21 protein-coding genes and 1 tRNA gene are annotated in these 24,910 nt (G+C 70.4%); 6 read left to right on the forward strand and 16 right to left on the reverse strand.

Annotated features, from left to right (window positions below; all coding sequences use genetic code 11):
• Positions 1-4: 4 nt before the first annotated feature.
• Positions 5-80 (forward strand) — tRNA-Thr (locus ACG00X_RS18440).
• 102 nt (positions 81-182) lie between these two features.
• Here the strand turns inward: ACG00X_RS18440 and ACG00X_RS18445 are convergent.
• Positions 183-629, reverse strand: coding sequence for a DUF2141 domain-containing protein (locus ACG00X_RS18445; RefSeq protein ID WP_394490171.1), 447 nt, complete (start codon positions 627-629; stop codon positions 183-185).
• A gap of 222 nt (positions 630-851) precedes the next feature.
• On the opposite strand from ACG00X_RS18445, the gene ACG00X_RS18450 reads away from it, so the two are divergent.
• The gene (locus tag ACG00X_RS18450) at positions 852-1,595 is read left to right on the forward strand and encodes an acyl-homoserine-lactone synthase (protein ID WP_394490173.1); all 744 of its coding nucleotides are present in this window, start codon (positions 852-854) and stop codon (positions 1,593-1,595) included.
• 126 nt (positions 1,596-1,721) lie between these two features.
• The gene (locus tag ACG00X_RS18455) at positions 1,722-2,108 is read left to right on the forward strand and encodes a DUF4902 domain-containing protein (protein WP_394490175.1); all 387 of its coding nucleotides are present in this window, start codon (positions 1,722-1,724) and stop codon (positions 2,106-2,108) included.
• 74 nt (positions 2,109-2,182) lie between these two features.
• On the opposite strand, the gene ACG00X_RS18460 is transcribed toward ACG00X_RS18455, so the two are convergent.
• From ACG00X_RS18460 to ACG00X_RS18530, 15 genes are all read right to left on the reverse strand, one after another.
• Positions 2,183-2,893 (reverse strand): autoinducer binding domain-containing protein, encoded by a 711-nt coding sequence (locus tag ACG00X_RS18460; protein ID WP_394490177.1) that lies wholly within the window; start codon positions 2,891-2,893, stop codon positions 2,183-2,185.
• A gap of 343 nt (positions 2,894-3,236) precedes the next feature.
• The gene (locus ACG00X_RS18465; RefSeq protein WP_394490179.1) at positions 3,237-3,983 is read right to left on the reverse strand and encodes an ABC transporter ATP-binding protein; all 747 of its coding nucleotides are present in this window, start codon (positions 3,981-3,983) and stop codon (positions 3,237-3,239) included.
• A gap of 25 nt (positions 3,984-4,008) precedes the next feature.
• Positions 4,009-5,094 (reverse strand): efflux RND transporter periplasmic adaptor subunit, encoded by a 1,086-nt coding sequence (locus tag ACG00X_RS18470; RefSeq protein WP_394490181.1) that lies wholly within the window; start codon positions 5,092-5,094, stop codon positions 4,009-4,011.
• Positions 5,091-6,287, reverse strand: coding sequence for an ABC transporter permease (locus tag ACG00X_RS18475; RefSeq protein ID WP_394490183.1), 1,197 nt, complete (start codon positions 6,285-6,287; stop codon positions 5,091-5,093). Before ACG00X_RS18475 ends, ACG00X_RS18470 begins: the two co-directional genes overlap by 4 nt.
• A gap of 22 nt (positions 6,288-6,309) precedes the next feature.
• Positions 6,310-7,473: an ABC transporter permease gene (locus tag ACG00X_RS18480; protein ID WP_394490185.1), complete on the reverse strand. Its 1,164-nt coding sequence runs from the start codon at positions 7,471-7,473 to the stop codon at positions 6,310-6,312.
• Positions 7,474-7,489: 16 nt separating this feature from the next.
• Positions 7,490-8,515 (reverse strand): lantibiotic dehydratase C-terminal domain-containing protein, encoded by a 1,026-nt coding sequence (locus tag ACG00X_RS18485; protein WP_394490187.1) that lies wholly within the window; start codon positions 8,513-8,515, stop codon positions 7,490-7,492.
• Positions 8,516-8,525: 10 nt separating this feature from the next.
• The gene (locus ACG00X_RS18490) at positions 8,526-10,040 is read right to left on the reverse strand and encodes a nitroreductase family protein (protein WP_394490189.1); all 1,515 of its coding nucleotides are present in this window, start codon (positions 10,038-10,040) and stop codon (positions 8,526-8,528) included.
• 22 nt (positions 10,041-10,062) lie between these two features.
• Entirely contained in the window at positions 10,063-12,027 is a 1,965-nt protein-coding gene (locus ACG00X_RS18495) for a TOMM precursor leader peptide-binding protein (RefSeq protein ID WP_394490191.1), read from the reverse strand.
• Positions 12,024-13,874, reverse strand: a complete 1,851-nt coding sequence (locus ACG00X_RS18500; protein WP_394490193.1) for a hypothetical protein — start codon at positions 13,872-13,874, stop codon at positions 12,024-12,026. Before ACG00X_RS18500 ends, ACG00X_RS18495 begins: the two co-directional genes overlap by 4 nt.
• A complete protein-coding gene (locus tag ACG00X_RS18505) occupies positions 13,871-17,725 on the reverse strand; it encodes a lantibiotic dehydratase (RefSeq protein WP_394490195.1) in 3,855 nt (1,284 codons plus the stop codon). The genes ACG00X_RS18500 and ACG00X_RS18505 overlap by 4 nt, the downstream gene beginning before the upstream one ends.
• Positions 17,726-17,769: 44 nt before the next feature.
• Positions 17,770-18,522: an ABC transporter permease gene (locus tag ACG00X_RS18510; RefSeq protein WP_394490197.1), complete on the reverse strand. Its 753-nt coding sequence runs from the start codon at positions 18,520-18,522 to the stop codon at positions 17,770-17,772.
• The gene (locus ACG00X_RS18515; protein WP_394490200.1) at positions 18,522-19,298 is read right to left on the reverse strand and encodes an ABC transporter ATP-binding protein; all 777 of its coding nucleotides are present in this window, start codon (positions 19,296-19,298) and stop codon (positions 18,522-18,524) included. The genes ACG00X_RS18510 and ACG00X_RS18515 overlap by 1 nt, the downstream gene beginning before the upstream one ends.
• An 80-nt stretch (positions 19,299-19,378) precedes the next feature.
• The gene (locus ACG00X_RS18520; protein ID WP_394490202.1) at positions 19,379-19,585 is read right to left on the reverse strand and encodes a thiazolylpeptide-type bacteriocin; all 207 of its coding nucleotides are present in this window, start codon (positions 19,583-19,585) and stop codon (positions 19,379-19,381) included.
• An 86-nt stretch (positions 19,586-19,671) separates the two neighbouring features.
• The gene (locus tag ACG00X_RS18525) at positions 19,672-19,887 is read right to left on the reverse strand and encodes a hypothetical protein (RefSeq protein ID WP_394490204.1); all 216 of its coding nucleotides are present in this window, start codon (positions 19,885-19,887) and stop codon (positions 19,672-19,674) included.
• Positions 19,888-20,054: 167 nt separating this feature from the next.
• Positions 20,055-20,393 carry a hypothetical protein gene (locus ACG00X_RS18530; RefSeq protein ID WP_394490206.1) on the reverse strand — a complete coding sequence of 113 codons (339 nt, stop codon included), beginning with the start codon at positions 20,391-20,393 and terminating at the stop codon, positions 20,055-20,057.
• Between the two features lie 183 nt (positions 20,394-20,576).
• Between ACG00X_RS18530 and secA the strand changes: the two genes are divergently transcribed.
• The 3 genes from secA to ACG00X_RS18545 all read left to right on the forward strand — a co-directional run bounded on the left by secA (position 20,577) and on the right by ACG00X_RS18545 (position 24,751).
• On the forward strand, positions 20,577-23,321 hold the full coding sequence (gene secA, locus ACG00X_RS18535) for a preprotein translocase subunit SecA (protein ID WP_394490208.1): 2,745 nt from the start codon (positions 20,577-20,579) through the stop codon (positions 23,319-23,321).
• Between the two features lie 237 nt (positions 23,322-23,558).
• The gene (locus ACG00X_RS18540; protein WP_394490210.1) at positions 23,559-24,065 is read left to right on the forward strand and encodes a hypothetical protein; all 507 of its coding nucleotides are present in this window, start codon (positions 23,559-23,561) and stop codon (positions 24,063-24,065) included.
• Between the two features lie 29 nt (positions 24,066-24,094).
• Entirely contained in the window at positions 24,095-24,751 is a 657-nt protein-coding gene (locus ACG00X_RS18545) for a PEP-CTERM sorting domain-containing protein (RefSeq protein ID WP_394490212.1), read from the forward strand.
• Positions 24,752-24,910 lie beyond the last annotated feature (159 nt).

The raw sequence follows: 24,910 nt of genomic DNA on the forward strand, positions 1-24,910 counted from the left end.
ATTCGCCGGCTTAGCTCAGTTGGTAGAGCAACCGCCTTGTAAGCGGTAGGTCATCAGTTCGAATCCGATAGCCGGCACCAGTTTTCTGAACCTCGCGGTCCAGACAACGCCTGAACCCCCAGTTCCCTCGCGACCTGGGGGTTTTTGTTTTTGCGGGCGTCGCGTCGGGGCGCGAGGCGATGTCAGCGGGCGAAGCCGAACGAGCGCAGCTTCACCTCCTGCTTGAACGCCGCGTTCTTCACGTCGACCGCGGCCAGGTTGAAGCTGGGCACGCCGCCCGGGCCGGTGACGTTGTTGCTGAAGCCGATGCCCTTGGGCTTGCCGCTGATGCGCGAGATGCCCAGACGGCCCGAGTCGTCTTCGTCGTGCACCACGGAAAACGCATAGCGGCCCGGCGGCAGGTTGGCGAAGACGAGGCGGCTGCCTTCCACGCGTGCGGGTGCCCGGGCCGACAGCCGACAGCCGTTGGGGAAGCGTTCCTTCTCGGTGCAGAGCATGGCGCGCATCGTGCCCTGGCTGCTGTTGGCGCCCATGACGACGAACTCGGCGCTGGTGTCCGCGCCGTGTGCCAGGCCGGCGAGACTCAGCAGCGCTGCGGCGACGACGGGTGAGGAAGAAGAGAAGTCCATGTGGTCACTCCGAGGGGCGGGCCCCATGCCCGTCTACGAGGCAGTCTAGGAACGCCATGGGCACGCAGCTACTGCGAGATCTGACAGGCCGCAAGCCGGTTGCAGGAGTTGACAGGTCGCGCGGCCGGGCGGGGGTGATTGCAGCTTTTGACAGTTGGGCCATAGGCGGGGCTGCGCAAACATTCGTTCCACGCAAACCGCGCTGACCCACGGAGTCACCCCATGAATTTCGTCTGTGCACCCGCCGCTGAAATTCCGCAGGCCCTGTACGACTCGCTCGCCGCTTACCGCTACGAAGTGTTCGTCCAGCGCCTGGGTTGGGAACTGCCTTCGCAGCCGGGCTACGAGCAGGACCAGTTCGATCACGAGGAAACCGTGCACGTCGTGGCGCGCCGGCTGGACGGCAGCATCGTCGGCTGTGGCCGCTTGCTGCCCACCACCGGCCCTTATCTGCTCGAGGAGGTGTTCCCCGGCCTGCTCAATGGCCTGCCGACACCGCGCAGCCCGCAGATCTGGGAACTCTCGCGCTTTGCGGCGATGCCGGCGAAGGGGGCCGAGGCGTCCCAGGCGCCCGACTACATGGCCGAGCGCGTGCTGCTGCAGGCGCTGCGGTTTTGCGCCAAGCGCGGCGTGACGCACCTGTTGGCCGTGTCGACGCCGCCGGTCGAGCGCCTGCTGCAGCGCGCCGGCGTCGAATGCCAGCGTCTGGGCCCGCCCGAAATGGTGGGCGGCAAGCCGGTGATCGCCTTCGTGATTGCCGTGAGCGAAGCCTCCATCGCCGCGCTGGCCCGCATCGAGGCAGCCGCGCTGGCCGAAGAAGCGCCGGTGCGCGCGGCGCGCGGCGAAGGGCTGCATGTTCTGCAGGAACTGCAGGCGCTGGCTTATGAACAGCTGCGTGCGGTGAACGCCCCGGCCGACGCGCCGCCACAGATGCCCGACAACGCCCCCAGCACCACCTTGCACTGAGCCCATCCCCTTCACGTTCGGCCCGAGCCGCCTGCGACAGGCTCACGCGCACCGCTATGCTGCGCGGCGAGTGCTCCGGCCGACAACCCGTCGGTGACAGCCATGCTCGCTCCAATGCCCTCCACGATGTTTGACCCGCTGATCCGCCTCCGCACTGAAGACCTGCTCGAACTGCAGCAGGTCCACCTGTACTCGGAGCTGGACAGCGATCCGCTCAATCCCGAGGCCAAGGCCGGCACCGTGTGCGGCTACACGGAATGGGCCAGTGCCAACCGCAAGCCGGCGCTCAGCTTCAGCTGGGACTGGGTGTACGACCCCGGCACGCAACGCCTGCAGGCGCAGTGGAGCAGCTTGCGCACCAACCTGCGCGTGGTGGACGCCCAAGGTGAAGACCTGGGCGTGGAATGCACGCGGCTGTGTGTGGCGCGGTTGATGACGCGCGCCAGCTGGGAGCGGGTGATCGCCGAGAGCCTGGACCTGGTGTTGACGATGCCGCCGGACTCACGCCACTGAGCTGCAGGGCCACCAGCCGGCGCGTCAGGTGGCTGGCTGACGGGCGTGCTGCTCGCGGGCGCAAGCCCGCTGAGTCACCAAAGCAGCCCGAGCATGGCCGCGCGAACCGCGGCGCTGGTCTTGTTGCAGGCGCCCAGCTTGGCGACCACGCTGTTGATGTGGAAGTTGATGGTGCGCTCGGAGATGTTCAGGATGTCTGCCACCTCGGCCGAGGTCTTGCCCTCGGCCGTCCAGCGCAGCACGTCGATCTCACGGTCGCTGAGCTCGACCGCCCCTTGCTCACGCGCCGGGTCCTGCCCGCTGGCCTTCATCGCCTCGTGCCCGGCGTGAACCAGCCATTGCATGCGCGGCGTCAGTCGCGACAGCTCGGCATCGGTCAGCGGCCCTTCGGAGCGGGCCATGATCAGCATGCTGTACGTGCCTTCGGCATCGCGCCGTGACTGCGCCCAGCCGTGACGCAGGCCGTGGCTCTGCGCCTCGGCCCACATCTGCGGTGTGTTGGCAAAGAAGGCATCGCTCCAGACCAGTGGGGACGATGAACGCATGCCGTGTGCCACGGTCGGGTCGGTGTCCATGTAGCCCTGCTCGTGGTAACGCTGCAACCATGCGGACGGATAGTTGCTGTGCATCGTCGTGCGTGGCCGCGTGATGGGCACGGGCAGGCGCATGCCGTGGGTGCAGAACTCGAAGCCGATGTCCGCCGCATGGTCGGCGATCAGCAAGAAGCACGCCTCGGGCGTGTCTTGCGCTGCGATTCCGTCGAGCAAACCTGCTTGCCAATCCATCGCTGCAGCTCCTCTGGCCTGGAGTGGGCCCGATGAACCCGGATTGGGTTCCTTCGTTCGGTCTTCTGCGAGACGTGACTCGTCACTCCTAATGCGGCGGATGATACGAATTAGGCCGTCAGGCCACCAGCAGGAAAACGCCCAATGCAGGCGTGATTAATCCAGCCATCGTTGCCGGCATCGGCAGGCACCCGTCGCTGATTGTCTGGACAGGCAAACCCGTGGTGGCGGCGCGATGCGCGGGTTTGCCGTGGATCGGAGGGGTGCGGGTTGTCGTGAGGCCCTCTTGAGCGGCGCCTAACGGCACCTCACCGGTGCACCGCTCGCCGCCGTGCGCTGCGGGTCAGGCCGCCACCAGAGCGGCGCTCTCCGCGGACACGCGCGCGGCATTGGCCGCGGTGTCGGGCAGCGCGAGGAACTGGCCCTTGTCCAGATGCATGCGCCGGCTCGCCACGGCGGCGGCCTGCGGGTCGTGGGTGACCATGACGATGGTCTTGCCCAGCTCGCGGTTGAGCAGCGCCAGGATCTGCAGCACCTCGTCCGAGGTGTGGCGGTCCAGGTTGCCGGTGGGCTCGTCGCACAGGATCACCTCGGTGTCGGACACGATGGCCCGGGCGATCGCCACGCGCTGCTGCTGGCCGCCGGACAGCTGCGACGGCAAACGCGCCGACTGCGTGGGCAGCCCCACCAGCTCCAGCGCCGCCGCCACGCGCTCGCGCCGCTGGGCGGACGACATGGCCGTCAGCATCAGCGGCAGCTCGACGTTGCGCGCCACGCTGAGCATGGGTAGCAGGTTGAACTGCTGGAAGATGAACGCGGCATGCCGCGCACGCCACTGCGACAGCTGGGCCTCGGTGAGCGTGTCCATGGCCTGGCCGCGGAACAGGATGCGGCCGGCGTCGGCGCGGTCGATGCCGCCCAGCAGGTTCAGCAGCGTGCTCTTGCCCGAGCCCGACGGGCCCATCATGGCGAGGAAGTCGCCGCTGTGGATGTCCAGATCGAGGCTGTTGAAGATGCAGACCACGTCGTCGCCACGTTGGTAGCGCTTGACGACGGCCTGCAGCGAGAACAGGGCGGGGGCTTGGCTCATGGCGTTTCCTTGGCGATCAGTCGATTCAGAGGAACAAGACCTTGACGGCCATGTCGGGCAGGATGCGCGGGTCTTCGTCCAGCAGCTTGATGCGCACACGCACGGTGGACTTGGCGCGGTCGGCGTTGGGCATCACGCGCAGCACCTCGCCGGCCACCTGCCAGCCTTTGTGCGAGTACAGCTCGGCGCTGACCTTGCGGCCGGGTTCGACCTTGCTGAGCAGGTCTTCGTTGACGTCCACCACCAGCTCCAGCGAGTGCATGTCGACGATGGTGTAGATGCCGGTGCGCGTGTAGCCGCCGCCGGCACCGCCCGGCGCGACGATCTCGCCCACCTGCGCGTTGCGCGCCAGCACCACGCCGTCGAACGGCGCGCGCACGGTGTAGTCCTCCAGGGCCTGGGCCTGGCGTTGCACCTGCAGTTCGCCCAGCGCGGCGTCGGCCTTGGCGCTGGCCAGGTTGCTCAGTGCCACGTCAAGCGACGTCTTGCTCTTGCTCAGGCGTGACTCGCTGGTGAAGTTCTGGTCGCGCAGCGATTGCTCGCGGTCGAGGTCGCGCCGGGCTTCGTCCAGCTGCGCCTGCGCCGCGCCGAGCCGGGCCTGCGCGGCCGCCAGCTGGGCCTGCGCCAGGCCGAACTCGGTGCGGGCCTGCTGGTCGGCCATGCGGGCCAGCACCTGGCCGCGCTTCACCAACGTCCCCTCGTCGGCGAACACCTCGGACACCTGACCCAAGGTTCGTGCTGACACCGTCGCGGTGCGCGTGGCGGCCACGAAGCCCGAGGCCTCGAAGCGCACGCCGGGAACCGCCACACGTGGCGCGGTGGGTGCGGCAGCGGGCGCCGGTGCAGCGGTGGCCTGGGCGCCGAGCAGCCCGGGCAGGGCGTCGCTCCGGTTGGTGCTCACCAGCGCCGCCAGGGCCACTGTCTGCAGGCCCAGTGCCGCCAGCGCCCAGGCCGGCACACGCCGGTGGGGCGCGTGCACGGGGCCGGCGGGTGACGGCGCCGCAGTAGCGCTGGCGTTCGTGTCCGCGCCATGGTGCGACAAGCCCAGCGTGGCCATCAGTTGCGCGCGGCGATCCGCGCCGGCATCGAGCGGGTGGACGGGGGCGTTCATGCGGCGGCTCCTTGACGGCTATTCAACACGCGCCAGGCCGGCAGCAGCCCACCCAGGGCTCCCACCGCCAGCGCCAGGGCAATGGCGGCCAGCAGGCTGCCGGGCGCCAGCTGCCAGTCGAAATGCACGCTGGTGAAGCCGCTGCCGACGGTCACGCCGTGCACGCCGTCGAAGGCCAGCCAACCCACCACGGTGCCGCAGAGCGCGCCCAGCAGCGACAGGATCAGCGCTTCCGACAGCACGCACAGCGCGACGACGCGGCTGCTGTAGCCCAGCAGGTTCAGCACCTGCAGGCTGCGTCGGCGTGCCTGCACCGTGATCGACAAGGTGTTCAGCGTGCCCGCCACCGTGCCCACGGCCAGCACCGCGGCCAGCGGCCAGCCCAGGTAGACCAGCAGGTTGTGCGTGCCCGAGGCCTGCTGCTCGAAGAACTGGCGCTCGGTCTGCACGCTGAGCTTGAGGCGGTTGTCCTGCGCCACGTACTGCTGCAGCGTGGCGAGGGACGCTGCCGTGTCGGGGCCGGCCAGCTGGGCCCGCACCGACTGGAACTGCCCCTGGCGACCGTAGGCGGCCTGCACGGCGCCGACGTCGGCCCAGGCTTCGGTCTCGAACAGCGACGCGTCCAGCGCGTACAGCCCGACGACCTGCCAGTCGCGCCCGGCCAGGCGCACCGTGCGGCCCGGCGCCAGCTCGTCGCCCTGGGCGGCCAGCCGGCGGCCGACGACGATCTCGTTGCGGCCAGGCGTGAACAGCCGCCCCTGCACGATCTGCAGGCCGCCGCGCAGGGCCAGGCCTTGCGCATCCATGCCGCGCAGGTTGAAGTTCTGGCGGCCGCGCTCGCCGCGCGCTACCGCAACCGTCATGCTGAACTCGGCCGAGGCCAGCGGCTGGCCGTCGCGCTGCACGATGCCGGGGCCGGCGGCCAGCAGCGAGACCTGCTCGCGCGACAGGCGGCTGCCGGGCTCGCTGGTGGCTTCCTCGGCCAGCATCACGGCCACGTCGGTGGCGCCGGTGTTGCGCTGGCTGCGCTGATAGCCGTCGGCCATCGCGAGGAAGCCCAGCAGCACCAGCACGACCAGCATCACGCACAGTGTCACCGTGGCGCTGGCCCACTTGTTGCGCCACAGGCTGGCAAGCGAGACCTGCATCAGCGGCGGCCATTGGCGCCAGGAGGAGGAGAGGGGGGTGTTCATGGCCGTCAGGTTGCGCTGCGGCTCAACCGTTGTCGACTGTCAAAGCCTGCAGGGGGCGGATGCGCAGCGCCAGCAGCGCAGGCACCAGCCCCGTGAGCACGCTGACCAGCATCGTGATCACCGCCGCCTCGCCCAGCACGGCCCAGGGCAACACCACATCCGGCATGAACTGCGACAGCTGCCGCGTGACCAGCAGGTTGAACAGCGCGCCTGCGCCGATGCCGATGGCCGAGCCCAGCCACACCAGTGCGCCGGAGCGCCAGAACACCAGGCGCAGCACGCGGGCGTGCGACCAGCCCAGCACCTTCAGCACGCCGATGTCGCGCGTGCTCTGCCGCACCGCCAGCGCCAGCGTGCTGCTAACCACCAGCATCAGCGAGCCGAACGCCGCCGCGACGACGGCCTTGATCATGAATGTGACGTTGCCGAACTGGGCGAAGAATTCGCTGTGGAAGGCCTGGTCGGTGTTGCTGTTGGTCGGGTCCGGCGTGGTGGCGAAGGCCGCGTCGATCTCGTTGGCCAGGCCTTGCACCGACACGCCCGGCTTGGCCGTCACCATGAACGAGCCCACGGTGTCGCGCCACAGCGACCGGCCCTCGTTGAGGGTGTCGTAGTGCATCAGGATGAAGTTGCGGCCGCCGCCGTTGTCGGCGCTGGTGAAGGTGCCCGCCACGCGCAGCCGCCACGCGGGCTCGCCGGTCGGGGGCTGGAACAGGATGCTGCCCAGCGGCACCACGTCGCCCACGCGCCAGCCGTAGCGGTCGGCCAGGCCCTGGCTGACCAGGATGCCGTCGCGCTGGGCGTAGAAGGCCTCGGCCACGCCAGGCTTCACGATCATGTCGGGGTGCTGTGCCAGCCAGGCCTGGGGCTGTACGGCGAAGACCATCTGCATCTGGCGCTGGTCCTGGTAGTAGGCGCCCAGCCACGTGGCGTGGCCCACCTGCGCCACGCCCGGCAGCGCCTCGATGCGGGCCTTCTGCGCCATCGGCAGCTGCGCCATCAGGCCCGACTGCGGCGTGATGATGAGGCGTTGGCCCGAGACCGATTCCTCGCCGCTGTCCAGCGAGTAGCGCAGCGAGCCCAGCACCGTGTAGGCGGCAAAGGTCAGCGCGACGCTGGCCAGCAGGATGAGCGTGTGCAGACGCTGGCGGCGCAACTGCTCGATGACGACCAAGAGTTCCTTCATGTCAGCCTCCGTCGAGTCAAGCGGCCAGGGGGTGGGGTGCGGCTTCACGCGCCAGGGCGTGAGCGGTGCGTGCCAGGCTGCGTGCCAGCGCCACCTCCTGCATCGGTGCCAGGCCCAGCCGGTTGTTGAGCATGTGCAGCTGCGAGGCCAGCATGGCCTGTAAGGCCTGCCGGTGCTGGGTGTCGTCGGCCACCGGCGCATCGGTGATGGGCGACACCAGCAAGCCCTGGTGGCGCTGGATGTCCCATTGCGAGCGGGCCGCTTGCAGGCCGGCCCTCAGTAGCGCGGCGGGGCTGCGCGGCGTGCCGTCAGCGTCGCCCTGCAGCTGCTGCGCCAGGCGACGGCATTGCTCGGCGGTGGGCGCGGGGGCCAGCGCGCCCGGCGCGTCGAAAGCCTGGACCTGCGCCGAGCTGGCCGTCCAGTAGGCCACGTAGTCGTCCAGGAAGCGCGCCACGCCGGGCAGGTCGGCCTGCCAGGCCTGGGCGAACAGCGGCATCAGGCTGGCCGCCAGCTGCAGGCGGCGCGACACGTCTGCGGTGCTCGCGCGCACCAGGCTCAGCGCGAGCGTGCTGCTCAGGTCGAACAGGCCTTCGTTGACGGCCAGGCCTGCCATGCCGCCGTAACGGCGCCATTCGGCGTCGTAGGGCATCACCTGCACGCTGCCTTCGTCGAACCACGGCAGTTGCGCCGGGTCCATCGGCTGGCCGTCGAAGAAGTGGTGGCGGTAGTAGCGCTCGCGGGTGGGCGGCTCGGCGCTCAGATAGCCGGGCAGCGCGGCGCGCACCTCGGCCAGCAGCTGCGCGCGGCCGGCGGCCGACAGGCCGCGCAGACGCAGCCGCAGGTGTGGGCCGCCCTCCCAGTAGCGCAGGAAGAACCAGCCGCGCGCGGCGCCGCTGCCCATCAGCCGGCGCACTTGTGGGGTGACCCAGTCCAGCAAGAAACGGTCGGTGGCGGCCGCGTCGGCCAGGAAGATGTGCAGCGCAAACCAGTCTTGCGCGTGCGCGGCCTGGTGCTGCGGGTCGGGGAGGGCGGTGAGCGGCATGGCGGGGCTCCTAGAGTTCCCAGCGGGTGTTGGTGCGGCGGTTCAGCCCGCACATCACCTGGTAGACCAGCGGGCCGGGCAGTGCCAGGCCCCCTTCGAGGACCGCCTCGCGCATCATGCGCAGCGGCCGGGCGAACAGGCCGAACGCGGTCGCGGCCAGGCTGAAGTCCTGCGCCTGGGCGCCGGCCGCCAGGTGCAGGCGGCGCAGCGCGGCGCCGCCGTGGCGGGCCTGCGCGGCGTCCAGGTCGGCGCACCACAGTGCGTGGCACTTCAGGCCGTGCAGGTTGTGGCGCACGCCGGCATGGGGCAGCGACCCCTGCAGCAGCGCCTTCAGGCGGGCGGGCGGCATGGCGCCGGCGGACTCGCCATTGGCGGTGAACAGGCCGGTGTCGCCGGCGGCCTCGTCCAGCCACATCAGCAGCGGCTGCAGTTCGGCCTCGCCGGGCAGGGCCGGGCGGCGCGCGGCCAGTGCGCGCCACAACGCGAGCAACTGGTCGCGCGTGCCGGCGGGCAGCGGCGCCAGCCGTGGCGCGAGCCCGCCGCGGTCGCTGCCGGCGCTGCGGGCGCGCATCAGCTGCAGCAGGCCCAGGCCGGGCGGTAGGTCGGGCGAAGCCGGCGCTGAGCGGGGTGGTGTGGGCGGCAGCGCGGGCGTGAAGGGCTGTGCCGGGCCGATGGCCGCGAACTGTGCCGCCAGCCGGGGCAGCAGGTCGTAGGCCTCGGCCAGCCGTGGCGACGGCGCCTGCGTGGCCACGGGGGTGTCGACGGCGTCGCCCGGCCAGCTGGCCGGCCAGCGCTGGCCGGCGGCGGGCGTCAGGCGCAGGCCGTAGGCCACGGTTTCCAGCGGGTGTTCGCACAGCCGGCTCGCGGCGCGCAGCGCGGCGGGGTCGCCTTCCAGCGGCTCGGCGGCCCAGCCCAGGGCTTGGGCCAGGTGTTGCAGCTGCGCTTGCGCCATGCCCGCTTCCAGCATGCCGTTGAAGGGGGCGAAGTCGCCGTACTTGTCGGCCAGAACCCAGTGCCTGGCCACGCCGATGACGGCCAGCGGGTGCTCGCCCAGCAGGGCCTGCGCGTCGCAGGGGCCGCCGGCCACGGCGAGTGCCTGGTGCTCGCCTTCGTACAGCCATTGGCGCACGCCCGCGTCGTGCCGCTCGATGACGAACACGCGGCAGGGGTAGGCGCAGCGCGGCGAGGGCACGGCGCGGTGGATGGCGTAGGGGTTGTCCGCCTGGTAGCTCAGCGGCGCGGCCAGGTGACGCAGCAGCAGCGCCAGCGCCGCGGGCGCGTCCAGCGCTGCTGCGCCTGGGCGGCCCTGCAGGTGGTCCGCCAGGCTCAGCAGCTCGGCCGGCAGCCGGCTGGGCAGGCGGTGCAGGCGGCGTTGCACGGTCACCCGGGGCGCCAGCGTCGGCGCGGCCGGGGCGGCGGCGCTGAAGGCCGGCACGTTCATCAGGTCCATGCGCCGGTGGGTGCCCAGCCACCAGGCCTGCGCCAGCGGCAGGGCCGGCGCGGCTTGCAATGCCAGCATGCTCATGGCTGTGCTCCGTGGGTGGCGTTCATGGGAAGTTGTGCGGTTCGGGGTTGATGTCCCCGGCCGCCATCGGCGCGAGGCCGCGGGCGCGGCGGGCCGCGTTCAGCCGCGGCAGCGCGCAGCGGCGGTGCTGGTGGCCAAAGGTGACCGGCGTCAGCCCCGGCGCCAGCACCTTCACGCAGTGCAGGTTCAGCGCCTGCATCGGCGCCCAGCTCTGGTTCACGACGATCACGTCGCTGGCCACGGCCAGGGTCTGCTGCACGCGGCGCAGCAGCTCGTCGCGCACGTCGGTGGCGGCCGGCTCCGGCGCTGGCAGCGGCTGGGCAGGCGGGCCGTCGAAGAGGAAGCTCAGCCGCGGGTAGACCTCGGGCAGGCTGTAAAGCAGCACGTGGTCGGCCATGCTGCGCACCTGCCAGGGGTCGCGGGCCATGGCCAGCGCGCGCTCGCGCAGCGGGGGCATCGACACCTGGTACACGCCCATCGACGTGGTCACCTCCACCAGCGCCGCGAACAGTGCCTGCTCCCATCGCGCATGGCCGGCCGAGGCGCAGTAGCTCTTCACCGGCGCGTCGGCGCGCGGGTCGACGATGAGCGCCCAGACCAGCGGCACGTCGATGTCCAGGCGCATGTCGAAGGCGTGGACCTCGTAGCCCTGCGCGCGGCTGCGGGCCACCAGCGCAGCGACGCGTTCGTCGGCCACGGCATCGAGCTGCAGCGCGCGCGGCGCGATGCGGCCGTACCACGACGTCAGGTAGGCGTCGCGCTCAAGCACTTCCATCAGGCCGTAGAGCGCCGCCTCTTCCACGCAGCCGCCCAGCGCGCAGCCGCTGGAGGTCTCGTAGACGAAGCGGTTCAGCGGCTGCACCGGCGTGTCGCCCAGCCGGTAATAGACCATCTGCTCGGGCACCAACACCGGCCGTTGCTGGCGCATGGACCAGCCCCAGGCCCAGTTGAACGCCAGCGCTTCGCTGTAGGGCTCCAGGTCGAAGCTGGGCTGCGCCATCTGCTCGGCCTCATGCAGCACGAAGGTGCGCGGGTCGACCACGGCGTCGCCGTACTGGCGCCGCAGGGCCTCGAAGCTGCCGCGCGTGGCGCCGCCGTGGCGGCGTGGCTCGTGGCCGCAAAAGCGCTCCAGCGCCTCCAGCATGGCCACCAGCTCCGAGCCCTCGCGGCTCTCGGTGCGGCCGTAGCCGCTCTCGGCCACCGACGAGCCGGGCAGGCTCATCTCGGCCACGACCATGGGCATCAGCTCGGAGTTGAGGTCGTGGAACAGGTGCTTGATGACGCCGGTGCGGTGGTCCAGGAAGTTGTCGCGCAGGGCCGCCACGTTCAGCCGAGGGTTGGGGACGCGGCCGCGGCCGTTGGGCGCCAGCGGCTGCGACTGCAGCGTCAGGCGGGCCAGTTCGGCGTTGTCGGCCGGCAGGGGCTGGCAGTCGGGGCAGCCGGGGTGGCGGTGCAGGCGGTGGTGGTCGGTGGTCAGGCGCTCCCAGTTCAGCCGCAGCACGCGGCCGTCCAGCTGGGACGGGTCGGCCAGCACCTGGGCCAGCAGGTGCGTGAACATGGTGTGCCCGGCGGGCCCCAGTGGGGCCTGCGACTGCCGCGCCAGGTCGGCCGGCGCGTGCGCCTCGGCCGACCAGTGCTGCGGCTGGTTCAGGTTGAGCTGCGTCCAGCGCATCAGGCAGCCCAGGCAGGGCGCGTCGTCCTGCGCCGGCGCCACGTGCGGGCCGAAGCTGGCGCTGCCGGGCTCCAGCCCCAGCAGCAGCAGATCGGCGCCGGCGCGGCGCGCCCGCGCCTGCCAGGCCAGCGCCTCGGGCGCCCGGCGCAGGTCGAACACCAGCAGGCAGCGCTCGCCGGCCTGCGGCAGCGGGGCGTCGGCCAGCGCGTGCTGGCGGTCGGTGGCGGCGCGCAGCGCGGGCCACAGCGCGTCGCTGCTGGCGTCGTGCACCAGCGTCCAGGCCTGCGACTTCAGGGTGGGGGCAGTGATGTTCATGCCAGGGCCTCGTGAGGGTCGATGACGGCGCGGCCGCAGTGCACACCGCCGGGCAGGTTCAGGGCCAGTGCCTGCTGCCAGCGCACCTGCGCGGGTTGCGCGGCCGGCGCGGCGTTCAGGTCTGTGGGCGCGGGCTGCCATTGGTGCGGCTGCGGCGCGGGCCAGCGCCAGGTGCGGCCCCGCCACAGCGAGTCGTCGTTCACCTGCACGGTGCTGCAGGCCAGCCCCAGCGCCTCTTGCAGGGCGGGCAGGGCGGCGGCGTCACAGGCGCTGCCCACCAGCGTGTCGCCGACGAACACCTGCGCCACGCAGGCGGCCAGGCGCGGATGCCAGTGCAGCAGCACGCGGGCCGGCGCGGGCACGAAGTGGTGCAGCAGCTGGCGCAGCAGGTGCACCACGTCGTCCTGCACCTGGGCCAGCTCGACGGTGGCGACCTGCCGTTCGGCCTCGAAGCGCGGGTGCGCGGCGATGGCCTGGGCCAGCGCCAGCGCCTGCCAGCGGTCGGCGTCGAACGCGGTGACGAACTCGGCCGCGTCCTGGCCGGGCGTCAGCTTGGCGGCCAGCTGGCTCAGCGCCAGTTGCAGCGCGCGGGTGCCGGCCTGTTCGGCGTTCAGCCCCCAGCCGACCACGTGCGTGACGGCGCCGCCCTGTGGCTGCGGCGCGCGCACGGCGATGGCGTCGTGGTAGAGCGGCAGCTGCGAGAGCACCTGGCCGCGTGCACCGGCCGGGCGGAATGCCAGGGGGCCGAAGCTGGCGTCGAACCACGGCGTCAGCGCGACGCGCTGCTGTTCATAGCCCGACAGCGTGCGATCGCTGGGCTGGCCCAGCAGGTCGGCGAAGGCCTGCGGCGCCAGGGCGGCCAGGTCGCGGTCGCCGGCGGCCACCAGCGGGTGCTGGCTCAGCTCCAGGTAGGGCGACACGCGGCGCACGCGGCGCTGCCACTGCGTGCGGCCGATGCCGAAGTGGTGGTCCATCAGGCCTTGCGCGGCCACCACGCCCATCAACGCCAGGCTGGCGGGGCTGTGCGGCTCGTCGGCGCCGGCTTGTTGCCATTGCAGCAGCTCGTGCACGCCGGGCAGCCCGGGCTCCACGGGGGGCGCCACGAGGGCCATGCCGCCGCTGCGCAGCGCGACGACCGCCGGCAGCGCGAGGCGGCGTGCGTCGTCCTCGAAGGCGGCGGCCGGCTGGGTGGCATCGCGGCGGTCGCTGGCCCACAGCAGCGCGGTCACGCCGGCGAAGTCGGCGGCTTGCGGCGCGCCGGCTTGCACGTCCAGCCGCTGCCCCGCGATGCCGGCATCCAGCAGGTGTTCGCGCAGTTCGTCCGGCCCGATGAGGCCGTCGCCGGCGCGCAGCCGCAGTGCACCCACGCCGCTGTCGGCCAGCGCGCGGGCGGCCGCCTTCAGCGCGTGCCCGTCGCCCGCCAGCAGCACCGTGGCGTGGCGCCACGCGGCCCAGCGGGCGCGGCGCGTGGCGGGCTCGGCGCGGTCTTGCAGGTATTTGATGAACTCGCCGAGCGCCAGCGGCACGTCGGCCTGCGGCAGCCAGGGTGTGTCGTCGGTTTCGTCGAGCAGCAGCCCATGGGCGTCCAGCGCCTGCACGACGCGCTGCACCGGGGCCTGCAGCCGCTCGGGCAGCCGGGCCTGCAGGGCGGCCATGTCCAGCCCCTGGTCCATCAGCGCGATGACGCGCTCCACCAGCTTGTGCAGTTCGGTTCCGGCGGTGGCCGGGAGCAGCAGGCTGCGGCTGCCGCCGTCGAACTGCACGCCGGCCGGCGTGTCGCGGAAGAAGACGTGGTGCTTCAGGCGCAGCCGGCGGGCGGGCCAGGCATCGAGGGTGGTGGTGTTCATGCGGAGACCTCCGGCTGGCGGGTGGCCTGCAGCCCGGTGATGTCGCGCCAGCTCACGCCCAGCACGCGCTCGACGCCCAGGGCGACGAGGTGGCACAGGCAGAACTTCTGCATCGGCGACACCCCGAGCAAGGGCAGCAGCGTGTAGAAGAAGTTGACCGTGGTGCGGTAGGCCATGATCTGCGGCGTGCTCATGGCGAGCATGCCGCGCGGCTGGCCGAGGGCGTGGCCGATCTCGCTGGGCTTGCGCTGGCGCATGCGGGCCTGGAAATCGGCGGGGCCCTGCGCGGTGACGGCACCTTGCAGGCGGTCGAAGGTGTCATCGGCCAGCAGCATCTCGTAGTGCTGGTGCACGATGCGGCGGTTGGTGTCGGCCGTTGTCGCCAGCACGCCTTGCCAGTCGGTCAGCACGCGCTTGAGCCCGGGCGAGAGGGCCAGGTCGTCCAGCCGGCCCGCCAGCACCGCCCGCAGCACGTCGTCCACGCGGCTGGCCAGGCGCCGATCCAGCGCGTCGAACCGGCTGCGCAGCGCGCCGCCTTCGTCGTGTGCGGCAAAGAAGTACTCGGCGTGCGAGCGCAGCGACACGTAGCCGCGAGACAGCCCGCCGATCTCGTAGGTCTGCCCCACCAGGGCCAGCATGGCGGCCAGCGTCAGCATGAAGTCGTTGTCGCCCTCGACCTTGTGGCGCAGCAGGTTCAGCGCCAGCGGCAGGGCGGCGACCTGGAAGTCTTCGCGCGCCGCGGCGAAGGCCTCCAGCTTCAGCGCCTTGGGGCGCACGTACGGGGCCGGGGTGACGGTGTTGTTCTGCAGCAGCGGCAGCGCGGGCTCGGGGTCCAGTTCGAACAGCGCGAGCTTGGCGGCCAGCGCCTCGTAGGCCTGCGGGTCGATCGAGCGCGTGCTGGGGTGGGCGGCGAGCCAGGGGAGGAGCTGGGCGCGCACGGCGGGCCACACGGCCTCGTCCAGCACCTGGGCGCTGCAGTGCACGGCCAGGTCCACGTGCGGGCCATGGCGCCAGTGCGGCAGCAGCATCACGCGGTCGATGCCGTGCCGATGGCGCAGCGTGTCCACGAGTTCGCTCAGCGGGCCCAGCAGCAGGCCGCGGCGGTCTTCGTCGAAGTAGGCGATGCGCAGCGCATGCCACTGGTCGCGCCGGCTGGCGGGTTGCAGGCGCTGCGGCAGCGTGCTGAGCTCGAACTGCAGCTCGGCGACGTGGGGCTGGCCGTCCACCGACACGTGCTGGTCGTCCAGCGAGGGCAGCACCTCGGAGGCGACGATGGAGAAGCTGTTGCGCTTGAGCGTGCGCTGCATCAGCCGCACCAGGCGGGGGCTGTCGAAGCGCACGTGAAAGGGCTTGAGGTCCTTGAAGTCCACAGCGTCCCACTTGAAGTTCAGCGACGTGCCGGTCTGCACCGTGGGGTCGCTGGCGGGCATGCCGCGCAGGAACACCTGCTCGGGCAGGCCCAGCTCGCGCCGCCAGGCCTGGATGGCCACGAAGAACGCCTCGGGTGCCAGGTCGGCATCGGGCTGCAATGCGGCCGGGATGACCCAGGTGCGGCGGGCCAGCACCACGTCGCCCAGGCTCAGCCGCGGCAGGTAGGTGACCGCGTCGGTGCGCAGCAGGCCCTGCTTCATCATGGGCGCGACCGTGAAGTTGTTGATGCCCTCGGTGTAGGCGATGGCCAGCACGCGCTGGATGCGCGGCAGCAGCATGGGCATCAGGAAGCCCTGGTACCAGACGTCGATGTCGCGGCCGTCCTCGGTCTTGAAGCGCACCATGTGCTCGCGCGGGTCGTACACCAGGCGTAGCTTGTCGATGTCGAACTTGCGCGTGTCTTCCCAGTTCGGCGCGAAGGGCGGCACGACGACCTCGTGGTCGGCCATGCGCGGGTGGTGGTTGGCGTTGAAGCCGAACACGCCCGGCAGCTCCGCGAACAGCGCGCCTTCGCTGCTGTTGAGCAGGTAGTCGCGCACTTCCTGCAGCTCGTGGTCGTCCAGCACTTCCATGAAGCGCGACATCAGCGCGCCCCGGCCGCCGAACACCTGGTTCAGCACGAACATCGGGCGGCCCTGGCGCAGCGCGATCTGGCCGACGTAGCTTTGCGAGCCGCCCCGCTGGCGCACCGGCGCCGGCAGCGCCTGCACCACGGCGCGCAGCGCATCGCGGTCGATCTGCACGTCGTCCGGCTGCATCAGCAGCGGCGTGAGCAGGTCGTTGAACTGCTGGCGGGCGCGGGCGAAGGCCTCGCTGATGGCGGTGGGCGCGGCCTTGCGCGCCGGGTCGGGCGCGTGGGTCAGGCTGCCGAGCGCGTAGACCTGGTCGAAGCGCCGGATGAAGTCCAGCGGCCGATCGCACACGCCGGTCGCGCCGTACTCGGCCAGGAAGAAGTCGGCCATGTCGCAGCGGGCCTGCTGCGTGAACCCGACGACCGGGGCCAGCGACATCAGCAGGCTCAGGTCGTCGGCGAACGGCTCCAGCAGGCGCGGGTTGAGGCCGCCCTGCAGCGACGTCAGATAGCAGTTCTCGAAGAACGCGGTGTCGGCCAGCGCGCGGTGCTCTGGCGCTTGCAGCGCCTCGCGCAGGGCCTTGATCTCGTCCTTCACGGTGGTCACCAGCACGGCGCGCTGCGCCGGGTCGGCGGTGCGGAAGTCGTCCAGCGACTGGCGCACCTGGCGCAGGTGGCCGCGCGCCTGCGTGCCGCTGTCGCCGGGCAGGTCGCCGAGCAGCTGCTCCGTCCAGGCCAGCGGGTCGGTCTGCTCCCAGGGCTGGGTGTCGGGCAGCAGCATGCGCAGGTCGTACAGCTTGGCCAGCAGGTCGTTCACGACGGGCGGCTGCAGCTTCGGCGCGAGCTTGCACATGGCGGTGATCAGGTCCCGCGCGAAGATGGGCTCGAAGTTGCGTTGCGCGAACACGTGGTGCAGGCAGGCGACTGCGGCATTGCTGTTGATCTCGGCCACGGCTTCACCGGCGCCGAAGAACTTGCCGCTGCTGGTGTTGCCCTCGGTGACGGTGCGAAAGCGCGCGCGCCCGCCTTCCAGCACCAGGCTCGGGTTCAGCGCCAGCGCGAACAGGCTGCTGGAGAGCTGGAAGTTGCCCAGCAGCGGCGCCAGGATCTGGCGCATCAGGGCGCCCTTGAGCGTCACGCGGCGATCCAGCCCCGCGTCGTAGTCCAGCGACCAGTCGCTGACCAGGCGCTCGTCCCAGCGCCCCACATGCAGCACGGTGAAGGTGGACAGCGGGCTGGTCTTGGAGCTGCAGCGCGTCAGGTACTGCACGAAGGTTTCCTGCAGCTTGCGCCTGGCCTTGGGGGCCAGCGGCTTGGCGCCGGGCGTGGCCATGGCCTCGAAGTCGGCGAACAGCTCGGGGTTCACGTAGCTGATGGCGTCGCGCAGCCGCGGCAGCCGCCACAGCGCGCTGAGGTGCTCGGAGGTGGCCTCGATCTCGCGGGCATAGGCTTGGCGGACGCGCTCCTCGTGGCCGGCCAGTTCGATGGCCGCCTCGTTGAACCGGGTCAGCTCGGCCAGCGTGTCAGCACCGAGCAAGCCGGCCAGCGCCTGCAGGTGCTCGGGCTTGCTGGCGCGCTGGTTGAACACGGCGCGCTTGGCGTTCAGCGCCAGGCGGCCGAGGTCGCGGTCGGTGCAGCCCTGGATGGCCTGGGCGAGCGCCTCCAGCAACCCCGCCGACTGCGACTGCAGCGCCTGGCGCTGGCGGTCGCCGTCGGCGAGCACCCGGGCGGTCTCGCCGGTCTCCAGGCCTTGCAGGGCGCGAACCGATTCACCCGCCACCCGCATCACGTAGCGAGGATGCAGCAGCATCGGCCCGTCCTGGGTGGGGAGCATGGTGGTGAAGTTCATGTGTCAGTCCCGTCAGTTGGAAACGCGGAGGGCGCGCTGCAGACTCAGCGTGCGGACCAGTGGAAGCAGCGGCGGGCGATGAGCGCGAAGACCGTGCCGAAGGCGAGCAGCGCGAGGGTGGGTGTGAGCCCGGCCGGCGTGAAGAACTCGCCGCGCCAGCCCAGCCGCAGGGCCTCGACGACATGCGTCATCGGCACCAGCAGCGAGATCTTCTGGACGATCTCGGGGAACTGGGCGAGCGGGATGCTGGCGCCCGACAGCAGCAGCATCGGCTGGAACAGCAGGCCGCCCGCGCTGAACGAGGCGTTGGCGTTGCGTGCCACGGCACCAATCAGGAAGCCCAGCGAGAACAGCGCGTAGGCGCTGACGGTGAGCGCCGCGAGCAGCTCGAGGGCCGACGTGGTGGGCAGCCGGTGGAACATCAGCCAGCCGACGATCAGCATCTCGACCAGGCCGACGAGGAAGATCGAGAACGCCCGGCTGACCGCTGAGAACCAGATGGCGCCCATGTCCAGCGGCGTCACCAGCAATCGTCGGAACAGCCCCTGCTCCTTGTAGATGACGAGCACCGGGGCGACGTTCATCAAGGCGACGTTGAGCATGACGAGCCCGATGAAGCTGGGCGTGTATTCGTCGTAGTAGCTGACGGCCTGGGCGCCGTAGACGCCCTCGCCGTACATCAGGCCGAAGAAGCCGTACATGACGGCCGGCACGGCCAGCGTCATCAGCAGCACCATGCGGTCACGAAAGGCCAGCCGGAAATCGAAGCCGACGTAGGCGCGAAGGGCGGTGATCATCAGGCGGCCTCCAGCGCGCCTTGGCGCGCAAAGTGTGCGTAGGCGTCGTCCAGCGAATGGCTGCCGGCGGGTGCGCGCGCAATCAGCTGCTCGGCGCTGCCCGCGGCCACCAGCCGGCCGGCGGAAATCATCAGGACCTGGTTCGCCAGCGCGGCGGCCTCGTCCATGTAGTGCGTGGTGAACAGCACCGTGCGGCCCTTGGCGGCCTGCGTGCGGATGAGTTCCCAGAACTCGCGCCGCACGATGGGGTCCAGCCCCACGGTGGGTTCGTCCAGGATCACCAGTTCCGGGTCGTTGATCAGCGCCAGCGCCAGCGACACGCGCTGCTTCTGGCCGCCGCTGAGCTTGCCGACGCGGGTGTCCAGCATGTCGGTCAGCGCGAATTCGTCCGCCAGCTGGGCCAGGTCGACATGGCGCGGGTACAGCTTGGCGAAGAACGCGAAGTACTCGCGGATGGTCAGCAGGCGAAAGAGGTTGGCTTCCTGCAGCTGCACGCCGATGCGCGCCACGTGGCCGCGCGGGTCGCGCACCACGTCGTGGCCCAGCACGCGCACCTCGCCGGCGTCCGGCGTGCGCAGGCCCATCAGGATCTCGACGAAGCTGCTCTTGCCGGCGCCGTTGGGGCCGATCAAGGCCACCGTGCTGCCGGCTTCGATGCGCAGCGTCAGGCCGCGCAGGGCCGTCTTGCTGCCGTACTTCTTGACGAGACCGCGCACGTCAATGGCGGGTGGCGCGCCATGCGCCACATCGGGCGCGAGAGGGGGTGGGGTCAACATGGCAACTCCGGAATCGGGGGGAGGGAGATTGAGGAGAGGCCGGCAGGGCGCCGGCCACCCCTCGCGGGCGGCTGCGCCGCTCAGGCCGCGTCGAGCGAGATGCAGCAGGAGGACGAGCCGCAGGTCGAGCAGGAGCCGCTCGAGCTGGAGCCGCTGGAAGCGCCGGTTTCGGGCAGCGCCAGCGCGTCTTTGACGGTGACGACTTCCAGGCCTTCGATGGTCGCGTCCGTGACGTCGATGTCGTCGAAGGAAACGATGTCGGCCTTGATCGTGGTCGGGTTGGTCATGGATATCTCCTAGAGGTTGATTGCCACCCTGGTTGAGGCATAGCGCCGGGTGGCGGAGCGCTATTCGCAGGATCGGGAAGGGGGCGTCAGCGGCGGCGTGCGCCGTGGCTGGACAGCAGGCCATCCAGCCAGGCGCTGGTGGTGGCGGGCAGCGAGGCGCAGGTGCAGGGCGAGTGGGCGTGCGCATCCGGGCCGTCGGCGACGATGTGGGCGTCGAGCGAGTCGATGTCTTCAGCGCTGACCTGCCAGGCCGCCGTGGTGGCGGCCGGGTCTGCGCTGGGGGTGCCGGGGATGGCGATCATTCGTTGCTCCTGTGGGGCATGTCTGCCGTTCGATGGAGCGAATGATCAAAGCGACGGCGCGTTTAGGGCACTGTCAAAACCTGCAGATGCGCAGGCGCACGAATGTCAACTTTGACAGTGCACAACGCGGCGCCGATGAGGCGGCCGGACGAGGCGCGGCCTCGTGGCTATTTGCGCGTCAGCTTGATGCGGATGCGGCCGGGCAGGCCGGCCTGCGCGAGCAGGGCTTCGAGACGCGGCTGCAGGTGGCGCAGCTTGGCCGCCACGGCGGCGTTGGCGACCAGCAGGCTCCACCCCTCTTCGTCCAGCGGGCCGGACTGCACGCTGGCCAGCAGCGGCCCGGGCAGTGCCGGCGCAATGACGCGCAGCCGCCGGCGCGACGCCTCCAGCCGGGCCGTGAGCTGGCTCAGCCCCTCGTGCGCGCGCATCACGTCAGCCAACTGCGTGGGGGACGGGGTGCTGGCGCGCAGCCCGCGGGGGCCGAGATAACGAGGCGCGGTGGACATGAAAGCAAGTGTAGTCAGGCGCCCGCTTTCCTGGGACGCCGCCGGGCGGTCGCTCGCCACCCCGCTGCTAAACTGCGCCGCTTTGCGTGGCAGGGGCAAGTCCGTCTTGCAATGCCCGGCCGCGCCCTCAGATTCGCGCGTCTCGTCGATTCGTCGGCGCCCGCCAGCCCACCTCTTCGCAGCATGTTGCCCAAGCTTCTCACCTCGATTTTCGGTAGCCGCAACGAGCGCCTGCTCAAGCAGTACCGCCGCACCGTGCAGCAGATCAACGCGCTGGAGCCGAAGTACGAGGCGCTGACCGACGACGAGCTGCGCGCGCAGACGGAGAGCTTCAAGCAGCGCATCGCGGCCGGCGAGACGGTCGACGACATCCTGCCCGAGGCGTTTGCCGTCTGCCGCGAGGGCGGCAAGCGGGCGCTGAAGATGCGCCACTTCGACGTGCAGCTCATCGGCGGCATGGTGCTGAACGCCGGCAAGGTCGCCGAAATGCGTACCGGCGAAGGCAAGACGCTGATGGCGACGCTGCCGGTCTACCTGAATGCGCTGACGGGCAAGGGCGTGCACGTCGTCACGGTGAACGACTACCTCGCGCGCCGCGACGCCGAGTGGATGGCGCGCCTCTACAACTTCCTGGGCCTGTCGGTCGGCATCAACCTGCCGCAGATGCCCCGCGAGCAGAAGCAGGCCGCCTACGCCGCCGACGTCACCTACGGCACGAACAACGAGTACGGCTTCGACTACCTGCGCGACAACATGGTCTACGAGACGGCCGACCGCGTGCAGCGCGGCCTGGCCTACGCCATCGTCGACGAGGTGGACTCCATCCTCATCGACGAGGCGCGCACGCCGCTGATCATCTCGGGCCAGGCCGACGACCACACCGACGTCTACCTGAAGATCAACGCCGTCGTCCCTGGCCTGAAGAAGCAGATCGGCGAGCTGGACCCGCGCACGGGCGAAGGCGTCATCGAGCCGGGCGACTTCACGGTGGACGAGAAGTCGCACCAGATCCACCTGACGGAAGAAGGCCACGAGAACGCCGAGCGTCTGCTGGCCCAGGCCGGCCTGATCGCCGAGGGCGCCAGCCTGTACGACGCGGCCAACATCACGCTGATGCATCACCTGAATGCAGCGCTGCGGGCCCACCACGTCTATCACAAGGATCAGGGCTACGTCGTGCAGAACGGCGAGGTCATCATCGTCGACGAGTTCACCGGCCGCCTGATGACGGGCCGCCGCTGGAGCGACGGCCTGCACCAGGCCGTCGAGGCCAAGGAAGGCGTGGAGATCCAGGCCGAGAACCAGACGATGGCCTCGATCACCTTCCAGAACTACTTCCGCATGTACGGCAAGCTGTCCGGCATGACGGGCACGGCCGACACCGAGGCCTATGAGTTCCAGGAGATCTACGGCCTGGAAACGGTCGTCATCCCGCCGAACCGCCCGACCATCCGCAAGGACGAGCTGGACCTGGTCTACAAGACCGACAAGGAAAAGTACGCCGCCGTCATCGAGGACATCCGCGGCTGCCACGAGCGTGGCCAGCCGGTGCTGGTGGGCACGACGTCCATCGAGAACTCGGAGCTGATCTCCAAGCTGCTGAACCAGGCCAAGCTGCCGCACAACGTGCTCAACGCCAAGCAGCACGAGAAGGAAGCGCAGATCGTCGCCCAGGCCGGCCGCCCGGGCGTCATCACGATCGCCACCAACATGGCCGGCCGCGGCACCGACATCGTGCTGGGCGGCAACGTCGAGAAGCAGATCCAGTTCATCGAGGCCGACGAGTCCATCGCCGAGGCCGACAAGGCCGCCCAGATCCAGCAGCTCAAGGACGAGTGGCAGGGCCTGCACGAGAAGGTCAAGGCCGAGGGCGGCCTGCGCATCATCGCGACCGAGCGCCACGAGAGCCGCCGCATCGACAACCAGCTGCGTGGCCGTGCCGGCCGCCAGGGCGACCCGGGCTCCTCGCGCTTCTACCTGTCGCTGGACGACCAGCTGATGCGCATCTTCGCCGGTGAGCGCGTGCGCGCCATCATGGACCGGCTCAAGATGCCCGAGGGCGAGGCCATCGAGGCCGGCATCGTCACGCGCTCCATCGAAGGCGCGCAGCGCAAGGTCGAGGCCCGCAACTTCGACGTCCGCAAGCAGCTGCTGGAGTACGACGACGTGTCGAACGACCAGCGCAAGGTCATCTACCAGCAGCGCAACGACATCCTGGAGGCGGGCAGCCTCGTGGCGCAGATCGCTTCGCTGCGCGGCTCGACGCTGACCGACGTCGTGCGCACCTATGTGCCGGCCGAGAGCGTCGAGGAACAGTGGGACCTGCCCGGCCTGGAGCAGGTGTTGCGCGACGAATGGCAGGTGGAGCTGGCGCTGACCGAGCTCGTCAAGAAGAGCGATTCGATCACCGACGAGGACATCCTCGAGGCCGTCATCAAGGCTGGCGACGAGCAGTTCCAGAGCAAGCTCGACCGCGTCGGCATCGAGCAGTTCAACCCCTTCATGCGCATGGTGCTGCTGCAGAGCATCGACCAGCGCTGGCGCGAGCACCTGGCCGCGCTGGACTACCTGCGCCAGGGTATCCACCTGCGCGGCTATGCCCAGAAGAACCCCAAGCAGGAATACAAGCGCGAGGCCTTCGAGCTGTTCTCGCAGCTGCTGGACCTGGTGAAGATGGAAGTCACGCGCATCCTGATGAACGTGCGCATCCAGAGCCAGGAAGAGGCCAGCGAGGCCGCCGAGGCCATGGAGCGCCGCGCCGAGGCCGTCTCCAACGTGACCTACCAGCACCCCAACGAGGATGGCTCGATCAGCCAGGAGGTCGACCCGGATACGCTGCTGGCGCAGCATGGCCACGTCGGCCGCAACGACCCCTGCCCCTGCGGCAGCGGCAAGAAGTTCAAGAGCTGCCACGGCAAGCTGGCCTGAGGCGGCATTGCACAGACGAAAAAGGGCTGGTTCGACCAGCCCTTTTTCATGGCCGGCGGCGGCGAGGGGTGGGCGCGGCGCCCCACCTATTCAGGGGGGGTGGTCGTGTGTTTGCACACAAACCACCGCCGTGCCACATGCATGGGGGGTGTCGCGACCTCCCGCACCCCCCTAGAGTGCAGTCCCATAGAGCCCCGCCACTGGGGTATGCCCGATAGAAGTTTCAGAAAGCTCGTCATGAAAGCCCTGTTTGCCGCCGCAGCAGCTCTCGTTCTGGCCGCCAGTGCCTCGGCCAATACGGTCTCGGTCAGCAACACGACCCACAAGGACCCGACGGGCTTCGGCACGGCCTTCACCGACAGCAACGTCTACACCTTCACGCTGACCGGCGACACCTGGTTCAGCGGCCAGCTGAACACCGCCGGCAAGCTGTCCTCCGTTCCCGCCGTCGACATCAACGCGGTGACGCTGTCCAACCTGACGACCGGCGAGTCGATCAGCTGGTCGCAAGTGCTGGGCGTGGACTGGACCGCCAAGCGCGTCGGCCTGGAGCAGTGGGCCCTGTCGCCGCTGCAACTGGACGCCGGCACCTGGTCGCTGAGCATCAGTGGCGTCAGCTACTCGAACAAGCAAGGCAACGGCTACAACGTGGCCGTCGCGCTGCCGGAGCCGGGCAGCGTGGCCCTGGCATTCGCAGCCGTTGCCGGCGCGCTCGTCGCGTCCCGTCGCCGCAAGTCGGCCTGAAACCCGTCTTGCCTGACGAAAGAACACCCATGAAGAACCGTTTCTCGACGATCGCCGCCTCCCTGGCCCTGCTGGCCGGCGCGCAAGCCGCCCAGGCCAGCGACGTGTCCATCGCCTGGCAAGGCAATGCCGCCCAGGCTGGTGTGGCGCTGCAGGCCTATGACCTGACGCTGAGCGCCACCGACGCCGTGTTCGACGACTACGCGCTGCAGCTCAAGTACGACAACCTGACGAACGGCACCAGCTTCGCTGCGTTCTGCATCGAGCCGCTCGCCGGCAACTCCGTGCTGGCGGCCACCTACTCGGTGTCGTCGTTCACGGGTGCCGAAGCCACGCATCTGGCTGCGCTGTACCAGACCTCGTTCAGCAACAGCATGAACGCCACACAGCAGGCCGCCTTCCAGCTGGCCGTGTGGGAGTTCACGCAGGAAGCGTCGACCTTCGGTACGCAGACCGGCACCTTCCGCGCCACCGCATCGGCGGCCGTGACGACGCTGGCAGACAGCTACGTCAGCGCCGCGCTGGGCTTCACGGGCACCAGCACCTACCAGGTCACCAAGCTGACCAGCGGTGACTACCAGGACCTCGTGGTGGCCACGGCGGTGCCCGAGCCGCAGACGTACGCGCTGCTGCTGGCCGGCCTCGGCGCCGTGGGCCTCATCGCCCGCCGCCGCCTGCCGCGCTGAATCCGGCGCGCGCTCACACAAAGGCTCCTTCGGGAGCCTTTTTGCTTCCTGGGAGGCTGTCGGGCTTTGGGCCTGGAGCGCGCCGGGGCGAGTTGCGGGGCAAGGCAAGGCGCCGACGAGGCGTGGGATGTGCCCCCACAACGAGTCGGCAACGCCGAA

The sequence above is a fragment of the Pelomonas nitida genome (assembly GCF_043555975.1).
Classification (GTDB): Bacteria; Pseudomonadota; Gammaproteobacteria; order Burkholderiales; family Burkholderiaceae_C; genus Pelomonas; species Pelomonas nitida.